At 41.5% G+C, this 15,331-nt stretch carries 12 protein-coding genes; 2 read left to right on the top strand and 10 right to left on the bottom strand.

What is annotated here, in order from left to right; all coding sequences use genetic code 11:
- Positions 1–302 precede the first annotated feature (302 nt).
- Positions 303–431 carry a hypothetical protein gene (locus tag ACZ5AE_RS15715; RefSeq protein WP_464565350.1) on the top strand — a complete coding sequence of 43 codons (129 nt, stop codon included), beginning with the start codon at positions 303–305 and terminating at the stop codon, positions 429–431.
- A gap of 233 nt (positions 432–664) precedes the next feature.
- On the opposite strand, the gene ACZ5AE_RS15720 is transcribed toward ACZ5AE_RS15715, so the two are convergent.
- The 10 genes from ACZ5AE_RS15720 to lepB form a co-directional block, all read right to left on the bottom strand.
- Entirely contained in the window at positions 665–1,237 is a 573-nt protein-coding gene (locus ACZ5AE_RS15720) for a hypothetical protein (RefSeq protein ID WP_464565351.1), read from the bottom strand.
- Between the two features lie 970 nt (positions 1,238–2,207).
- On the bottom strand, positions 2,208–3,758 hold the full coding sequence (locus ACZ5AE_RS15725; RefSeq protein WP_464565353.1) for an acyl-CoA carboxylase subunit beta: 1,551 nt from the start codon (positions 3,756–3,758) through the stop codon (positions 2,208–2,210).
- Between the two features lie 105 nt (positions 3,759–3,863).
- Positions 3,864–5,006: a methylmalonyl Co-A mutase-associated GTPase MeaB gene (gene meaB, locus ACZ5AE_RS15730; protein WP_464573643.1), complete on the bottom strand. Its 1,143-nt coding sequence runs from the start codon at positions 5,004–5,006 to the stop codon at positions 3,864–3,866.
- Positions 5,006–7,135, bottom strand: a complete 2,130-nt coding sequence (scpA, locus tag ACZ5AE_RS15735; protein ID WP_464573644.1) for a methylmalonyl-CoA mutase — start codon at positions 7,133–7,135, stop codon at positions 5,006–5,008. The genes meaB and scpA overlap by 1 nt, the downstream gene beginning before the upstream one ends.
- Positions 7,136–7,167: 32 nt before the next feature.
- Positions 7,168–9,324 carry a methylmalonyl-CoA mutase family protein gene (locus tag ACZ5AE_RS15740; protein ID WP_464565354.1) on the bottom strand — a complete coding sequence of 719 codons (2,157 nt, stop codon included), beginning with the start codon at positions 9,322–9,324 and terminating at the stop codon, positions 7,168–7,170.
- A gap of 33 nt (positions 9,325–9,357) precedes the next feature.
- Positions 9,358–9,897, bottom strand: a complete 540-nt coding sequence (accB, locus tag ACZ5AE_RS15745) for an acetyl-CoA carboxylase biotin carboxyl carrier protein (RefSeq protein WP_464565356.1) — start codon at positions 9,895–9,897, stop codon at positions 9,358–9,360.
- A gap of 27 nt (positions 9,898–9,924) precedes the next feature.
- A complete protein-coding gene (accC, locus tag ACZ5AE_RS15750; protein WP_464565357.1) occupies positions 9,925–11,277 on the bottom strand; it encodes an acetyl-CoA carboxylase biotin carboxylase subunit in 1,353 nt (450 codons plus the stop codon).
- Positions 11,278–11,293: 16 nt separating this feature from the next.
- The gene (locus ACZ5AE_RS15755; RefSeq protein ID WP_464565359.1) at positions 11,294–11,767 is read right to left on the bottom strand and encodes a biotin/lipoyl-containing protein; all 474 of its coding nucleotides are present in this window, start codon (positions 11,765–11,767) and stop codon (positions 11,294–11,296) included.
- A gap of 546 nt (positions 11,768–12,313) precedes the next feature.
- Complete coding sequence (locus ACZ5AE_RS15760; protein ID WP_464565361.1) at positions 12,314–12,976, bottom strand: TetR/AcrR family transcriptional regulator; 663 nt, start codon at positions 12,974–12,976, stop codon at positions 12,314–12,316.
- 416 nt (positions 12,977–13,392) lie between these two features.
- Positions 13,393–13,938 carry a signal peptidase I gene (gene lepB, locus ACZ5AE_RS15765; RefSeq protein WP_464565362.1) on the bottom strand — a complete coding sequence of 182 codons (546 nt, stop codon included), beginning with the start codon at positions 13,936–13,938 and terminating at the stop codon, positions 13,393–13,395.
- Positions 13,939–14,572: 634 nt separating this feature from the next.
- Between lepB and ACZ5AE_RS15770 the strand changes: the two genes are divergently transcribed.
- Complete coding sequence (locus ACZ5AE_RS15770) at positions 14,573–15,070, top strand: P-loop nucleotide/nucleoside kinase family protein (RefSeq protein ID WP_464573645.1); 498 nt, start codon at positions 14,573–14,575, stop codon at positions 15,068–15,070.
- Positions 15,071–15,331 lie beyond the last annotated feature (261 nt).

The following is a 15,331-nucleotide window of genomic DNA, read 5'->3' on the forward strand; positions in this document are numbered from 1 at the left end:
AACAAATAACCTTTTAGACTTTAAAACCTTCATTGATGAATGCAAATAGAACCTTCAATTCTTTTATCAGCTTCATAAATTCCCCCATGCTCTAGATAATAACAATTTCATCTATCCCAATAATTATCTATTTACAGGAATTATTGACCGGATTGACCAAATTAAACGGCAGTCTTATTCAGCTAAAGAAGCAGTTTCTTAAAAGAATGTCTGCCAATACGGCAAACATTTTCTTCCTTGTCTTAGGACGGCGGATAAAAGCATACTAATGATATATCATATTCATCAGCAAGGGGGAAATCATGAGCAAAACAGAGGAATTAGAAAAGGAATTGCAGGTCTTGACCAGCCGGCGTGATCGGATGCAACAAAATCTTTATGAAGTAGAAAAGCGCATTACCGAAATTGTTAATGAATTGAAAAAAAAATAAACGAATGGGCGCGCCACTTTGGGTGTTTTTGACTTATTTATTTGTAAAGGTAAATTTTTTAACTGGGTTGCTGCGGCAGCCTATTTTTTCTTTAATGAACGGGGATTTTAATAAACAACACTATCCGATAGGTCCCTAAATAAAACAAGTGAAGAAAAACGGATCGCTTTTCTTCACTTGACATTTGTATACTTATGTATAAATTTTTATAGATTTTCAAGACCAGGTTCTTTCTATTTAGTTGAATTCATTGAATTTTGTTCTTCAAGAATATGATTAGTATAAGCTTGGCAATAGTTCATAACAGCATCAGCGACTATCCTGGAGGAATATTCCAAGTAACTCTCCATATAATTCCTATTATTCGGTTCCAGGAAGATCCCGATAAAATTAATCAATAAATCGTTTACTAGCTTGGTTTTGAAGAAAAAACTTTCAGCATGGGCTACTTGCTCTTCAAGGGTCGAGCCTTGATATACTAACTCCTTTACCCTAGGCATGTTTTCGGCGATGAAATTAGAATCTTTCACTTGTTGAGGAACATTCGCCAGGGTTGATTGGAAGCTTTCATGTGAAAGAAACTTCTCTTCTTCAATACACTCCATTAAAAAAGATATGGCAGTATTAGTATAGGCATATTGAAGGGTATCATTAAGCAATAGTGATTCCAAGTACTCTTCCGGAGTACCCACACTGTCTCTTGCTTGTAAGAAAATCTTCCTAATCCCTTGTTGCAGCTCCATTTTATCCCAATTAGGCTCCCTAATAATAGCACTAAAAACTTCCGCTGTATTTTTCGATAGCACCTCTATTGACAATCCAGTCATCTCCTCGAAGTAGTCATTTTTGTTATATGTATAAGCCTAAGGTTAGGCTCATCTCTTACAAATATGTATTACCATTTCTGACAATCTTACAAAAATTATGATAACAACTTAATTATAACGCAGAGATCAAAAGACATAAACTTGAATTTAAGTAAAAAAGTGTTTAGAAGAGTTTTTCTAAAAGGCTCTTTTCGTAAAGTTTGTTGTTTTTGGGAATAACACTGTCCGTTCCTTTCCGCTACAGGCGCTCAGCAAACCCGCGGGGAGGAAGTCGAGCCTCCTCGACGTTCCGTCTGCGGGGTCTCGACCTTTCCTCTATTTCCCGCAGGAGTCAAGCTCCTTTCGCTCCAATCCACTCGGTGTTTTCAATATAGCTAAAAGCAACAATATATGAGAAAAGAGCCTTCTAAAATAAAAATCCCATCGCTGTAGTTTTACACTTTAGTGTTATTATTGATTTGAGTATCACTTTTAGCTGCCGAATATATTATTTAGGGGATGATGGTCCGTTATTTCGGAGAAGAAAACGAAAGAAGAATTTGGTGCGGGCAATGTACAAAAAGCGAATATTAATAGGATGCAGTGCGGCTATTTACAACCCTAAATAGTGAAAAGGCTGGCCCTAAAAACCAAAGGAGCCAGCTTTTTTATGGTTTACTATATACTTTTAAAAGGATCTACTAATCTTTATTGTTGATTTTCGTGTAGGTATGTCCATTCATAGGCGGAGAATTTCCGGCTAATGTATAGGATGAAGCTAAAAAAGCAGATATAAGCGGAGGTATTCCGGTTAACTGCTCCAAATTAGGCAAAATCCATTGATTTGGATCATATAGACGGAAAAATTCCCTTTATTTACAAAGAATTAATGGTATTGCCTAATTTAAACGAAATTTCTCCGTTTATTTTCAAACACATTGAAATCAACATTCAGTTATAACAGTGCCTTTTACAGTGGAATATTCCCATGCTTCTTCGCCGGTCTTGTTTCTTTCTTTGTCCGGAGCATTTCCAGTGACTCTTTCAGCTTCTTGCGTGTTTCACGCGGATCAATGACATCATCAACCATACCACGGGAGGCTGCTACATATGGATTCGAAAACTTCTCACGGTATTCTGCAATCTTTTCCGCCCTGGTTGCAACAGGGTCTTCGCTTTGTTCAATTTCTTTTGCAAAGATAATATTGGCAGCACCCTCCGGCCCCATCACAGCAACTTCCGCATTCGGCCATGCATAAACCATATCTGCTCCAATCGCTTTCGAGTTCAAAGCAACATAAGCGCCGCCAAAGGCCTTCCTTAGAATCACGGTAATCTTTGGCACGGTCGCTTCCGAATAAGCATAAAGAATTTTTGCCCCATGACGTATAATCCCGCCATGCTCCTGATTGATCCCAGGGAAAAATCCCGTTACATCTTCAAACGTAATTAACGGTATATTAAAAGAATCGCAAAAGCGGATAAACCTGGACAATTTATCAGAAGAGTTAATATCTAAGCCGCCTGCCATCACTTTTGGCTGATTGGCAATAATTCCTACACTATGCCCATCAATTCGTCCGAAACCAACGACAATATTTTTCGCATAGTTTGCTTGGACTTGAAAAAAGTCACCATCATCTACTACCTGCTCAATTACCTTGATCACATTATAAACTTTGGTTCCTTCAATTGGAACAAGATCGATCAAATCATCGTTCCAGCCATCGTCATTTGCCGCCTCGAGGACTGGCGGTTTCTCCATGCTATTTTGCGGCAAATAGCTCATCAATTTCCTAACCTGATCTAATACCTCCGGCTCAGACTCTGCTGTGAAATGAGCAACCCCGCTTATACTGGAATGCACCTTCGCACCGCCAAGATTCTCTGCTGAAATTTTTTCACCGGTTACTGCTTCAATGACCTTAGGACCGGTAATGAACATTTTACTCGTCTTCTCTACCATAAAGATAAAATCTGTAATCGCCGGAGAATAGACAGCGCCGCCGGCACACGGGCCTAGAATAACAGATATTTGCGGAATTACCCCTGAATAAATGGAATTACGATAAAAAATATCTCCGTAACCGTCAAGGGAGACAACCCCTTCTTGAATCCGGGCACCGCCAGAGTCGTTCAAACCAATGACCGGTGCACCGTTTTTGGCTGCCAAGTCCATAATGCGAGCGATTTTAAGAGCATGCATTTCGCCGAGTGCACCGCCGAACACGGTGAAATCCTGGGAAAATACATAAACAAGACGGCCGCCAATTTTCCCATATCCAGTGACTACCCCTTCTCCTGGGGCTTCGATTTTATCCATTCCGAAGTTCATGGCACGATGTTGGATAAATGGATTTAATTCAACAAATGTATCCTCATCCAAGAGCAGGTCAATCCGTTCTCTGGCAGTAAGCTTGCCTCTGTTATGCTGGGCATCAATCCGGTCGTCCCCGCCGCCAAGTTCTACCTTACGCTTTCGGTCCATTAGTTCATCTATTTTTTCATAAAGGGTGCTCATTGCCGTTACTCACCTGACTTTCTGTTAATTTCCTCATGATAAATACAGTAATCCAATATGCCCCATTCAATTTGGAGGTTTTATCGGATTAATCCTTCGTTTTTCCTATTTTTTCAAACTGGCTTCCTCAAACGTTTTCAATAATTGTTTTGCAGCCATGGTTGCGGACATTTCTCCAGTTACCAAAGCGCTCTCAATGACGGGAATGAGTCTGTTTACTTCCGGGTGATTAAAAAAGCTTGACCTAAGGTAATCCTCCACCATGGTATAAGTCCAATTTATCGTCTGTTTTTGGCGCCGTTGGTTGAACACACCTGATTGTGAAGTTTTACTTTGGAAATCCTGAATCACTCCCCAGCTTTCTTCCATCCCTTCGCCTGTTAGAGCAGAACATGTATAGGCCTTTGGAAACCATCCCTCTGTGACCGGCTGTAAATAATGCAAAATCCGGTTAAATTCAGCTTTTGCTGCCAGTGCCCGCTGTTTGTTTGCACCGTCCGCCTTATTGACAAGAATGGCATCGGCCAGTTCGATGACCCCTTTTTTGATTCCTTGCAGTTCGTCACCGCCGCCCGTCAGCATGACTAATAAGAAGAAATCGACCATCGAACGGACAGTTACTTCACTTTGCCCAACCCCAACCGTTTCAACCAAAATGACATCAAAGCCTGCGGCTTCACAAATAAGCATGGTCTCTCTGCTTTTGCGATTGACTCCGCCAAGCGTTCCTCCTGAAGCAGAAGGGCGGATAAAAGCATTAGGGTTACGGGAGAGCATTTCCATTCTTGTTTTATCACCCAGAATGCTCCCTCCAGTAACGGTACTGCTTGGATCTACGGCCAAAACGGCAACGTGTTTCCCTCTATCACAAAGCATGGTTCCCAGCGCTTCGATTAATGTACTTTTTCCAGCACCGGGAACACCGGTAATGCCGACCCGTATCGAATTTCCGGTATACGGAAGCAGCTCCTTTAACACTTCTTGGGCCATTTCCATGTGTGCTGCATGATTGCTTTCAACTAAAGTAATCGTTTGTGCCAGAATCGTCCGGTTTCTCGAAAGAACACCTTGAACATAGTCATCTACTTTTAACCGGCGCCTCCGCGGCCGAAGTGAAGGTGTTGAACCGTTCCTTTTGCCGGCCGCTTCAGAGTGTACACTTGTAACACCTTCGAGTACATGTGAAGCAAATGCAGCACCCCCGCCTTCAGGCACCCATTCCGGTTTTTTCTCTTTTTGATCCATGATTAGTACTCATCCTCAAGCCGGAGGTTAATCTCTTCGATTACCTTTTGGGCGGCAACCGGTATAACTGTACCAGGGCCAAAAATCGCGGCTGCTCCGTTTTGCAAAAGGTATTCATAATCCTGTGCCGGAATCACCCCGCCACAAACCACGACGATATCTTCACGGCCCAGTTTTGCTAATTCTTCTATTAATTGTGGTAATAAGGTTTTATGGCCCGCAGCCAGAGAACTCATTCCGACAATATGGACATCATTTTCCACGGCCTGCCTGGCTGTTTCCTCCGGTGTTTGGAACAGCGGACCAATATCGACATCAAAGCCCAAATCAGCAAATGCAGTAGCAATGACCTTTGCCCCGCGGTCGTGTCCGTCCTGACCCATTTTGGCAATCATAATCCTTGGACGTCGGCCTTCTTGTTTTTCGAATTCATCAGCCATTTTCCTTACCTGTGCTACCTGTTCATCTTCACCAAACTCAGCACTATATACACCGGAAATGGAGCGAATCACCGCCTTATGACGCCCCACTGCTTTTTCATAGGCATCTGAAATTTCCCCAAGGCTTGCCCTAGCTCTAGCTGCTTCAATCGCTAAAGCCAACAGATTCCCTTCACCCGTTTCTGCAGCCTTTGTTATCGCATCAAGTGTAGATTTCACTTTTGTTTCATCACGGTTCTCCCGCAATTCTCGTAACCTCTGAATCTGGGCTTCACGAACGGCGGTATTGTCTACTTCCAGTATTTCGAGCGGGTCTTCCTTCTCTAAACGATATTGGTTGACACCGATGATTGTTTCCTTTCTTGAATCAATGTGAGCCTGGCGCCGGGCTGCTGCTTCTTCAATCCGCATTTTTGGCAGGCCTGTTTCGATTGCTTTCGCCATGCCGCCAAGTGATTCAACTTCTTCGATATGGGCCCAGGCACGGTTTACCAGATCCCGGGTAAGTGATTCTACATAATAAGATCCGCCCCAAGGGTCTACGACTTTGCAGATCCCTGTTTCATCCTGCAAAAACAATTGGGTATTACGGGCAATCCGGGCTGAAAAGTCAGTCGGAAGCGCGATTGCCTCGTCCAGTGCATTCGTATGAAGCGATTGGGTATGACCTAATGTTGCCGCCATCGCTTCAATGCAGGTTCTTGTCACATTATTAAACGGATCCTGCTCCGTTAAACTCCAGCCTGAGGTTTGACTATGTGTCCTTAACGCCATCGATTTTTCATTTTTCGGGTTAAACTGTTTGATGAGCTTTGCCCAAATCATCCGGGCCGCGCGCATTTTCGCTACTTCCATAAAGTAATTCATCCCGATGGCCCAGAAGAAGGACAAACGCGGGGCAAATGAATCGATGTCGATACCGGCTTTTAATCCGGTCCTTACATATTCCAATCCATCTGCAAGTGTGTAGCCTAATTCAATATCTGCCGTTGCACCCGCTTCCTGCATATGATAACCGGAAATACTGATACTGTTGAACTTTGGCATATGCTGTGAAGTGTAAGCAAAAATATCCGCAATAATCCTCATAGAAGCTTCAGGAGGATAAATATACGTATTCCGAACCATGTATTCTTTTAAAATATCATTTTGAATAGTGCCCGTCAGCTGTGATTGATGAACACCCTGTTCCTCTGCAGCCACGATGTAAAAAGCCAAAATTGGAAGAACCGCACCGTTCATGGTCATCGAAACCGACATTTTATCAAGCGGAATGCCGTCAAATAGGATCTTCATGTCCAAAATTGAATCAACGGCGACCCCCGCTTTTCCGACATCTCCGACAACTCTTGGGTGATCAGAATCATAGCCGCGGTGTGTAGCCAGGTCAAAGGCAATGGAAAGCCCCTTCTGACCTGCCGCCAAATTCCGGCGGTAAAACGCATTGCTTTCCTCGGCAGTTGAAAATCCGGCATATTGACGAACCGTCCAGGGCTTTGTTACATACATAGTCGGATAGGGACCACGTAAAAATGGGGCGACTCCAGCAACATAGCCCAAATGTTCCATCCCGGTCATGTCATTCTGATCGTACGAAGGCTTTACATCAATCTGCTCCATTGTCTGCCATTTAAAGTCGTCTAAAGCAGGTCTTTCCATTGGCTCCGTAATAGCGGATCCAGACTTTTCCATATAATCAATCGTAGTAAAATCGGGATTCGTCGTCATCGTCCAATTCCTTTCTGCTGTTGAAGGTCAAACAGCATATTATAACAATTCGAGCCCAAATGGACAAATTGATCCACTCCGGCCTGTTTGAATGATTCCGCTGTTTCTGAATCCGGAAGACCTGCCAGGATGAGGGTGATTTCCGGATTTTCCTGTTTTATTTCCCGCGCCAATTGTGGGACTAACTCGGAATATATTGCGTCACTCGAGCAAATGACAACGGTTGAAGCTCCCGTTTCTAGTGCAGCCTTTACAGCTTGTTCGACCGTTTCAAAACCATTATTTGAAACCACCTCAAACCCGCCAACCTCAAAAAATCCTTTCGCAAAATCGGCACGAGCTTTATGCTGCGAAACGGGGCCCAAATTGGCAAGGAATACCTTTGGATACGAACCGTTTTTTTCTTTAAAAATTTCTGCCTTATTGCGTAAAGCTTCGAAACATTCAGCTCCACGATGCAGATGCAACGGTTGTATTTCCGGAGGAATTTCGTCTGATTTTCGTACAGCCTCAACCCATTCCCCTAAGGTTACACCCGCTTGAATCGCATTCAAGGTAGTATCCACGATTCCATCTTGAGTTGTTCCCAATCTCTGAAGCAGTGTTTCCTTTTCGGTTCCATCACTAGCTTTTCGATAGGAACCAATCGCTGAACAACGGGATTTATATAATGAATCCCTGTCCACGTTACTCTCTGAAAGCTTTTGTTCCATTAGATTCGGATACATATTGGTTCCTACAAATTTATCTTTGCGCCGTCCGATATTGGTGAATTTTTTGTCAGCGATTTCGTTGATTTGCTCTTGAACATATCCTTTCTCAACAGCGTTGAACATCCCGCCCTGCTCTTCGACGAGTTGGAATTGTTTCCAAGCTTGTTTCGCAAGAGAATCGGTAAGGGATTCAATGTACCACGAGCCTCCAGCAGGATCAGCTACTTTTGCAAGATGTGCTTCTTTTTCCAAGATGATTTGTGTATTTCTTGCGATTCGGCGTGAAAATTCATCAGCTGGACGAATGGCTTCATCAAATGGTGAGACATGAAGACTATCGACTCCAGCAATAACAGCCGCAAAAGCCTCCGCTGTCCCGCGCAGCATATTAACATAAGGATCGTACACAGTTTTGTTCCAAGAAGAGGTCCTCGCATGTATGGTCATTTTCTGCGATTCTTCATTTCCTCCAAAAGCATCGATGATAGTGGACCAAAGTAAACGGGCTGCTCGAAGTTTAGCGATTTCCATAAAGAAATTAGACCCGATCGAAAAAGAAAAAAGAATTCTTGGCGCAATCTCGTCGATTGACAGCCCTCTTTGCTGCATTTCCCGAATATATTCCACACCAGAAGCTAACGCAAAGGCGAGCTCTTGTACAGAATTGGCTCCTGAATGATGGAAAGATTCGCCTTGAACCTGGATTGTCTTCATTTCCGGCGTTTCTTTTTTTGCCCAGTTGGTAAGCTCTGCCATTAAGTCATATGCCTGTCTTAATGAAAAGGGGATCGTCCCTTCTTTTACCAGTGTTCCTAATGGATCATTGCCTGCACATCCGTGCAGCCGTCTACTATCTATTCCCGTCTTTCGAGCATGTGCGACAAGCATACAATAGACCGGAAATCCTGCACTTCCCGCTTGAATAAACAGTGGAGTTTGTTCAAGATTGATCCCCTCTAAGGCTTGATTTATATCTTGAAGGGAACTGATGGATACCCCGCCTCTGCCTACAGTTTCAGGTAAGGCTTGATCCGGATCCTTGCCTAAGGCAGATGCTTGATCAAGGACAAGATTTACCATCGTCTGGCCGCGGTTCAAATCATTTTTGACTGCCTCATTAAACTCTGATGGGGTGCTATAAACAAGCTCTTGAGCAACTTCCCAGGGTTTTTCCTGATAACCTAGAGCCCGTGTCCCACGTACATACGGAGCAGATCCCGGTTTAGAAGATAGATAGGAAAGATCCGTAATATCCTTTTGAAAATACATGGGCTGCAGCTCAATGCCCTCATATGTTTGCGAGATTAGTTTCTTTTCAAATGAGGCACCTTTTAAGGTCTTTTCTGCCGCTTGCCGCCACTCCTGATAGGAAGCAGCGGGAAACTCGCTGAAAAGCTGGTTTTCTTCATTTAATTCTTGCTTTTGAATAACTTTAGACATCCATGATCCCCCTCTATTTTCAACGTCTCCGAACTATTCCGTTTTTACCAGGAAGAGGGGCTGGCCATGCTCCACTAATTGGCCATTCTTAACAAGGACTTCAACGATCTCCCCAGTAACCTCTGCTTCAATTTCATTAAATAATTTCATTGCTTCGAGAATACAAACAATGGTCGATTTCTCGACTTTATCGCCAATTTTTACAAACGGAGGTGCATCTTCAGCTGGAGCTTGATAGAATGTTCCTACCATTGGCGAAATAACTTTATAGATACTTGGATCATTCTCATCGATTGATTTTGTGCTTTTTTCCTGGACAGGTTCCGGTGCGGCAGCAGCTGATGGAACAACAGGTTTTGGGATTTCCTTTTTCACCTGTACAGGGGCTTCCTTAACGGCCAGAGAAACAACCTGAGCAGTTGGCGGTTCAATCCTGACATAACTGTCTAGTGCGGTTTCCTGTTTCTTTAAAGAAATCTTTGAACCAGCATCCTCCAAATCTATTTCCATTTCCTGAAGGGAGGACTCTTCAAAAAGCTTGATCATTTCTCTAATTTCATGCATTTTCCACATTTCATTCTCTCCTCGCTCGTTCTTGTTTTAGTCTTCAATGTTAATAGAATACAATTCTAAAAATTTCGTATTGAATTCACCCTTCACAAATGCTTCATGATCTAGTAATTCAAGGTGAAATGGAATGGTCGTTTTAATTCCGGTTATCACAAATTCGGATAATGCACGCTTCATCCGGTCAATGGCCTCATTCCGATCCTTTCCCCAGGTAATGATTTTTGCCACCATCGAATCATAAAAGGGAGAAATTTGATAGCCGGGATAAACGGCACTATCTACTCTTACCCCATACCCTCCTGGCGGAAGGTACATTTCCACCTTGCCTGGTGAAGGCATAAAATTCTTTGCCGGGTTTTCTGCATTAATCCGGCATTCGAGCGCCCATCCGTTTATCTTTATATCGCTTTGCTTGAAAGATAGCGGATAACCGGCGGCTACCGATATCTGTTCCTTAATCAGATCAAATCCAGTGATCATTTCCGTTACAGGATGCTCGACTTGAATGCGGGTATTCATCTCCATAAAATAGAATTGTCCATGTTTATCCAATAGGAATTCGACAGTCCCTGCACCGTGATAGTTAACAGACTTTGCTGCAGCTACTGCTGCATTCCCCATCATTTCCCGTAGTTCCTGGTTAAGAGCCGGTGATGGTGCTTCTTCTACTAGTTTTTGATGGCGCCGCTGGATCGAGCAATCCCTTTCGCCAAGATACACCACATTCCCCTTTTTATCCGCCATAATTTGGATTTCAACATGACGCGGTTCCTCTAAATACTTCTCTATATAAACCCCTGGATTCCCGAAAGCTGTTTCTGCTTCTTTTTGCGCCTGCCGGATGGCCTTTCTTAACTCGGTTTCGTCATTAGCCACCCGCATTCCCTTTCCTCCGCCTCCAGCTGTGGCCTTCACGATAACAGGATAGCCAATCGTATCTGCAACCTTGACTGCGTCTTCGATGTCTTCGACTAACCCTTCTGTACCGGGAACTGTAGGCACACCTGCACGCTTCATTGTGTCCCTGGCAACCGCCTTTGCCCCCATCTTATTGATGGCATCAGCATCAGGACCAATAAAGGTAATATTGCAATCACGACAAAGCTCTGCAAATTCGGCATTTTCCGCTAAGAAGCCATACCCAGGGTGAATCGCATCTGCATTTGCAAGGATGGCAGCGCTGATTAAATTTGTCTTATTTAAATAGCTGTCTTTTGACGCTGTTGGCCCAATACAATAAGCTTCATCTGCCATTTTTACATGAAGTGCTTCTTTGTCTGCCTCCGAATAGACGGCAACGGTTTGAATTCCCATTTCCTTGCAGGCGCGAATCACTCGAACCGCAATTTCCCCTCGATTGGCAATAAGTACTTTCTTAAACATGAATATATCCTCCCTTTTATTCTGGCTTAACAATAAATAACGGCTCTCCATAATCCACTACTTGGCCTTCTTCTACAAGAACCTCAACGATCGTGCCATTTACGTCTGAGGTTATCTCTTGGAATAGGTTGAGAGCTTCCACCTTACAGCTGCCGATAACAGTGTTTGATGTTATCTTATCTCCTGCCTTTACGGGAGCAGTTCCTGAACAAGCAAACACTCCAATATAAGAAGAATTAATTGTATGCAAGGAAGTATTCTTTTCCTCCTCTTTTAAGGCCGGTTCTGCGGGCAAGAATGGAGGATTTGCTGCTTCTACCGCTGCTGCCGCTTCGTTTAGTGCGGTTTGTACCTCCTGAGGATATTCAACTACTTTAGGAAGAGGCTTCTTCATCGAAACCCTCACTCCCCCATTCATTAAGGTAAGTTCCTGAATGGAGGATCGATCGATTAATTTAATCATTTCTCTTAACTCAAGCATTTTTAACATCGATTTACACTCCTTTAGCGTTTGGTTTTATAAGCTTTCACTACAGTTGATTTAAATCTTTCATTCTCTCAATCTTGTAAATTCATTCTCAGTCTCAAACCGACTAGTTGGTCTTAAGGCTTTATAAGTGACCACCTCTTATTACATGATTTTATACTGTACCCTGCATTCAGACTGACTAGTTGGTCTGTACCGTTTAATAAACTGGAAAAATAAAAAGGAAACAAATTGGCCTGTCTTCGCCTCTTCAGGACCGACTAGTTGGTCTCTAAATTTTTAAGTGACCCCTTTTTTACGTATTTTTATACTTGAACCAAGCATTCAGACTGACTAGTTGGTCTGTAGGGTGTTAAAAAATAACCGCCTGCCAATGGTAAAGGCGAATAAGGAAATATAAGACCTGTAATGCTTCCTCAGAACCGACTAATTAGTTTCTATTTTGAAATGTTCTGAATAAAATGTCAATACCATTTCTAAAAAAAAGACTGACTAGTTGGTCTGTCCAAAACTTATTGTAAGGCAAAATAATAGACAAACCAACTTTACTCACTTAAAAAAGTTATTTCCTATACGAAGTTCTTCTGGATAGGAGTTTAAGAAAAACTTAGAAAACTTAGGATTCTCACTTGCCTCTTTCGTTAAGATCGATTGTAGAATAATATCCGAATAAATAGCCGCAATCTCCTCTATTGTGTATCGTCCGTCTTTTTGATACCACTTATAAATCCAGTTGATCATTCCGAATATCGCCATAGAAATGATTGGTACGGGCAGTTCTTTACGAAACTCTCCACACTCAATACCATCCTGAATGACTTTAAACATTAGATTTTTATACTGGTCTCTTTTTACCTCAATTTTATCAAAGTACTCCGGAGGAAGATACGAACTTTCTTGATAGAAGATCGTCACTTCAGATTTGTACAGATCAATCATCGTAACAAAGGATTTAATGATATTATGAAGTCGCTCGGTTGGTGTATCCCACTGTTCGCAAGCGGCTTGTCCCTTTTCCAATACGTAGGAAATAAATTGATCGTGGATAATATAAAGGAGCTCATCCTTGGATTTAAAATTATGATAAAATCCTCCTTTTGAGGCACCGCACTCTTTTACTATCATATCAACCGTAACTCTGTGGAAGCCGTGTGCTTCAAACAATTGAAGCGATGTTTCGATAATTCGTTCTCTTAAAGACTTTTTCGCCATTTAGCATCACCCTATTACATATTACCATTTATCCTTGCAATTCAGGAATAATTCAATTCAAAATTTCAAGTAATAAGAAAAATATGACAAGAAGGTAGTCCTTTACATTAATAAAACACTACTCTTGCTGCAGTTAAACGGGATTTCTAGTAGAAGCAAGAAATAACATAAGATTGATCTGCGGACCATCTTCATCAGATTTTCACAAACATTAATGATTCCATTAAGTAGGAATGATATGCAAAAGGCAGCGGATCCTCCGCTGCCTTTTCACAAATGCACCCCTAGCTTAATGGGAAAAAGAAAAACTATTTCAACTCTTGTTACATCGTGTTTAAAAAATAAGAGTATTTTTAGCTTATTGTAAATACGTACCTAGTTGAACAATGAGTATGCTATTCTTTCATCAAGACTATTTATTTACCAATAATTTTTATCTCTTTAATAGGATAATAAACAATTTTGGTTGTTCCTAATACCTTATCCATTGGAATAGCCCCTATACTGCGGCTGTCCTTGCTATTTCTTCTATTATCACCCATCACAAACAAATGCCCTTTAGGAACAGTTACACTGCCAACTGCCGTGTCCTCCAGTTTAAAAGACTCTGTAAGTGGACCAGTTTTGATTTCTCGTTTGTATTCATCCAGATAAGGCTCTTTATAAGCCTTTCCATTAACAAATAAAGTATCATCTTTATACTCAATATGGTCTCCTGGCAAACCGATTACACGTTTGATATAATCTGTATTTTCTGAAGCCTGAAAAACAACTATATCAAATCTTTTGGGTTCTCCTATTTTTGATACAACCATTCGGTCTTGGTCTTGTAACGTAGGCATCATAGAGGCACCCTCTACTACAATAGGTGTAAGGAGGAAGGTTCGGATACCAAAAATAAGTAATAGTGCAACAAGAAGTGCCTTAATCCATTCCCAAATTTCATTTTTTGCTTTTGCCATTTACTATCATCCTCTCAACTTGGTAATTTACTTCAGCCTCTTAAAACCTCATATGATGGTCTTATAACTTGATTTCTCCTGTAATTAGAATGCTAAGGAAAGCTACTTTAAGGTATATATTACCACAATGATGGTATAAATTCCCTTTTTGTGCCTCGTTATTTTAAGTGAAAACCTTCGAAATTCCAACTATATATACCTACACTAAAAGTGGAAAACTGTTTTCATTCAGGGGTAAAAACTATGTCATGGATGGTACATTTCATTGGCTGTCATCACTGATTTCCTCTCGATTGAGCTTCTTTACAAAAATTGACCCCTGGACAACCATTCCTATAAAATGCTCAGTCCTATTGAAGCGGCTGCAATCATTATTATGGGGATGGAAAACAATAGATAATTTCAATATCAACGATTATTGGCAGAGGGTAAACTGTTATTTATATCATTGTCGGATCTAAAGGTCTTTTTGCACGAAACGTGCAAGTTTGTTAAAAAAGGAATTTCAATAAATTGGTAGAATTACTAAAGTTGATATAAATCTTAATATCTAAATATTAATAAGAGGACAACGTCTATGGAAACTAACGAAGTAAAATGTTTGAACTACAATAAGCGCGGGGGGTTAAAAAGTATGAAACAATTGGGGACGCTATACTTTTTCTGTGGAAAAATGGGTGCTGGAAAATCAACTAAATCAAAACAATTGGCGATAGATAAACATGCGGTACTGTTGTCTGAGGATGAATGGCTTTCATCTCTTTATCCCAATCAAATTGCCTCATTTGAGGACTATCTAAAATTTTCAGCGCAGCTCAAGCCGTTGGTGAAAAAGCATGTTCAAAACATATTAAGTGTCGGTACAGATGTAGTGATGGATTTTCCAGCTAACACTCAAAAACTGCGAAAGTGGTTTTTGGATATGGCGTTAGAGGTCAATGCAAACCATCAACTTATTTTCCTTAATCTAAATAACGAGCAATGCTTACGTCAAATTGCACAAAGGCGTAACGAACAACCCGAAAGAGCAGCTTTTGACACGGAAGCGGTGTTTATTCATGTTACTAGCTTTTTTGAAGTACCAGAGGCATCTGAGGGTTTAAATATTTTAGAGTTTAGCGGAAAAGAATAACAAGGAGTTCAATGATTTGTGTGTATAGAGTACCTTTTTGTTCTAGGAGGCTCTATATAATATAAAAAGAAATGCATTTTTGTGGCCGTGCTCAGTCTCTTTAATGTCTCTGATAATTTCACGAAAAACTATCCACCAGATTTGCTCAAGGGTGGATTATTTTTTTCTTTCTGGCTCCGTAATAACTGAATGTTGATGTCACTGTGTTTGAGCAAGAACGGTAAAATTCCAATTTAAATGGTATTACTTATATTTAAAAAT

It is taken from the genome of Neobacillus sp. S1227 (assembly GCF_055385255.1).

Excerpts from the sequence above, each read along its gene's own strand:
- ACZ5AE_RS15770 (WP_464573645.1), top strand. The coding sequence starts at position 14,573 with ATGAAACAATTGGGGACGCTATACTTTTTCTGTGGAAAAATGGGTGCT.
- scpA (WP_464573644.1), bottom strand. The coding sequence starts at position 7,135 with ATGGAAAAGTCTGGATCCGCTATTACGGAGCCAATGGAAAGACCTGCT.
- ACZ5AE_RS15755 (WP_464565359.1), bottom strand. The coding sequence starts at position 11,767 with ATGTTAAAAATGCTTGAGTTAAGAGAAATGATTAAATTAATCGATCGA.
- accB (WP_464565356.1), bottom strand. The coding sequence starts at position 9,897 with ATGTGGAAAATGCATGAAATTAGAGAAATGATCAAGCTTTTTGAAGAG.
- ACZ5AE_RS15725 (WP_464565353.1), bottom strand. The coding sequence starts at position 3,758 with ATGAGCACCCTTTATGAAAAAATAGATGAACTAATGGACCGAAAGCGT.
- ACZ5AE_RS15760 (WP_464565361.1), bottom strand. The coding sequence starts at position 12,976 with ATGGCGAAAAAGTCTTTAAGAGAACGAATTATCGAAACATCGCTTCAA.
- ACZ5AE_RS15715 (WP_464565350.1), top strand. The coding sequence starts at position 303 with ATGAGCAAAACAGAGGAATTAGAAAAGGAATTGCAGGTCTTGACCAGC.
- accC (WP_464565357.1), bottom strand. The coding sequence starts at position 11,277 with ATGTTTAAGAAAGTACTTATTGCCAATCGAGGGGAAATTGCGGTTCGA.
- ACZ5AE_RS15740 (WP_464565354.1), bottom strand. The coding sequence starts at position 9,324 with ATGTCTAAAGTTATTCAAAAGCAAGAATTAAATGAAGAAAACCAGCTT.
- lepB (WP_464565362.1), bottom strand. The coding sequence starts at position 13,938 with ATGGCAAAAGCAAAAAATGAAATTTGGGAATGGATTAAGGCACTTCTT.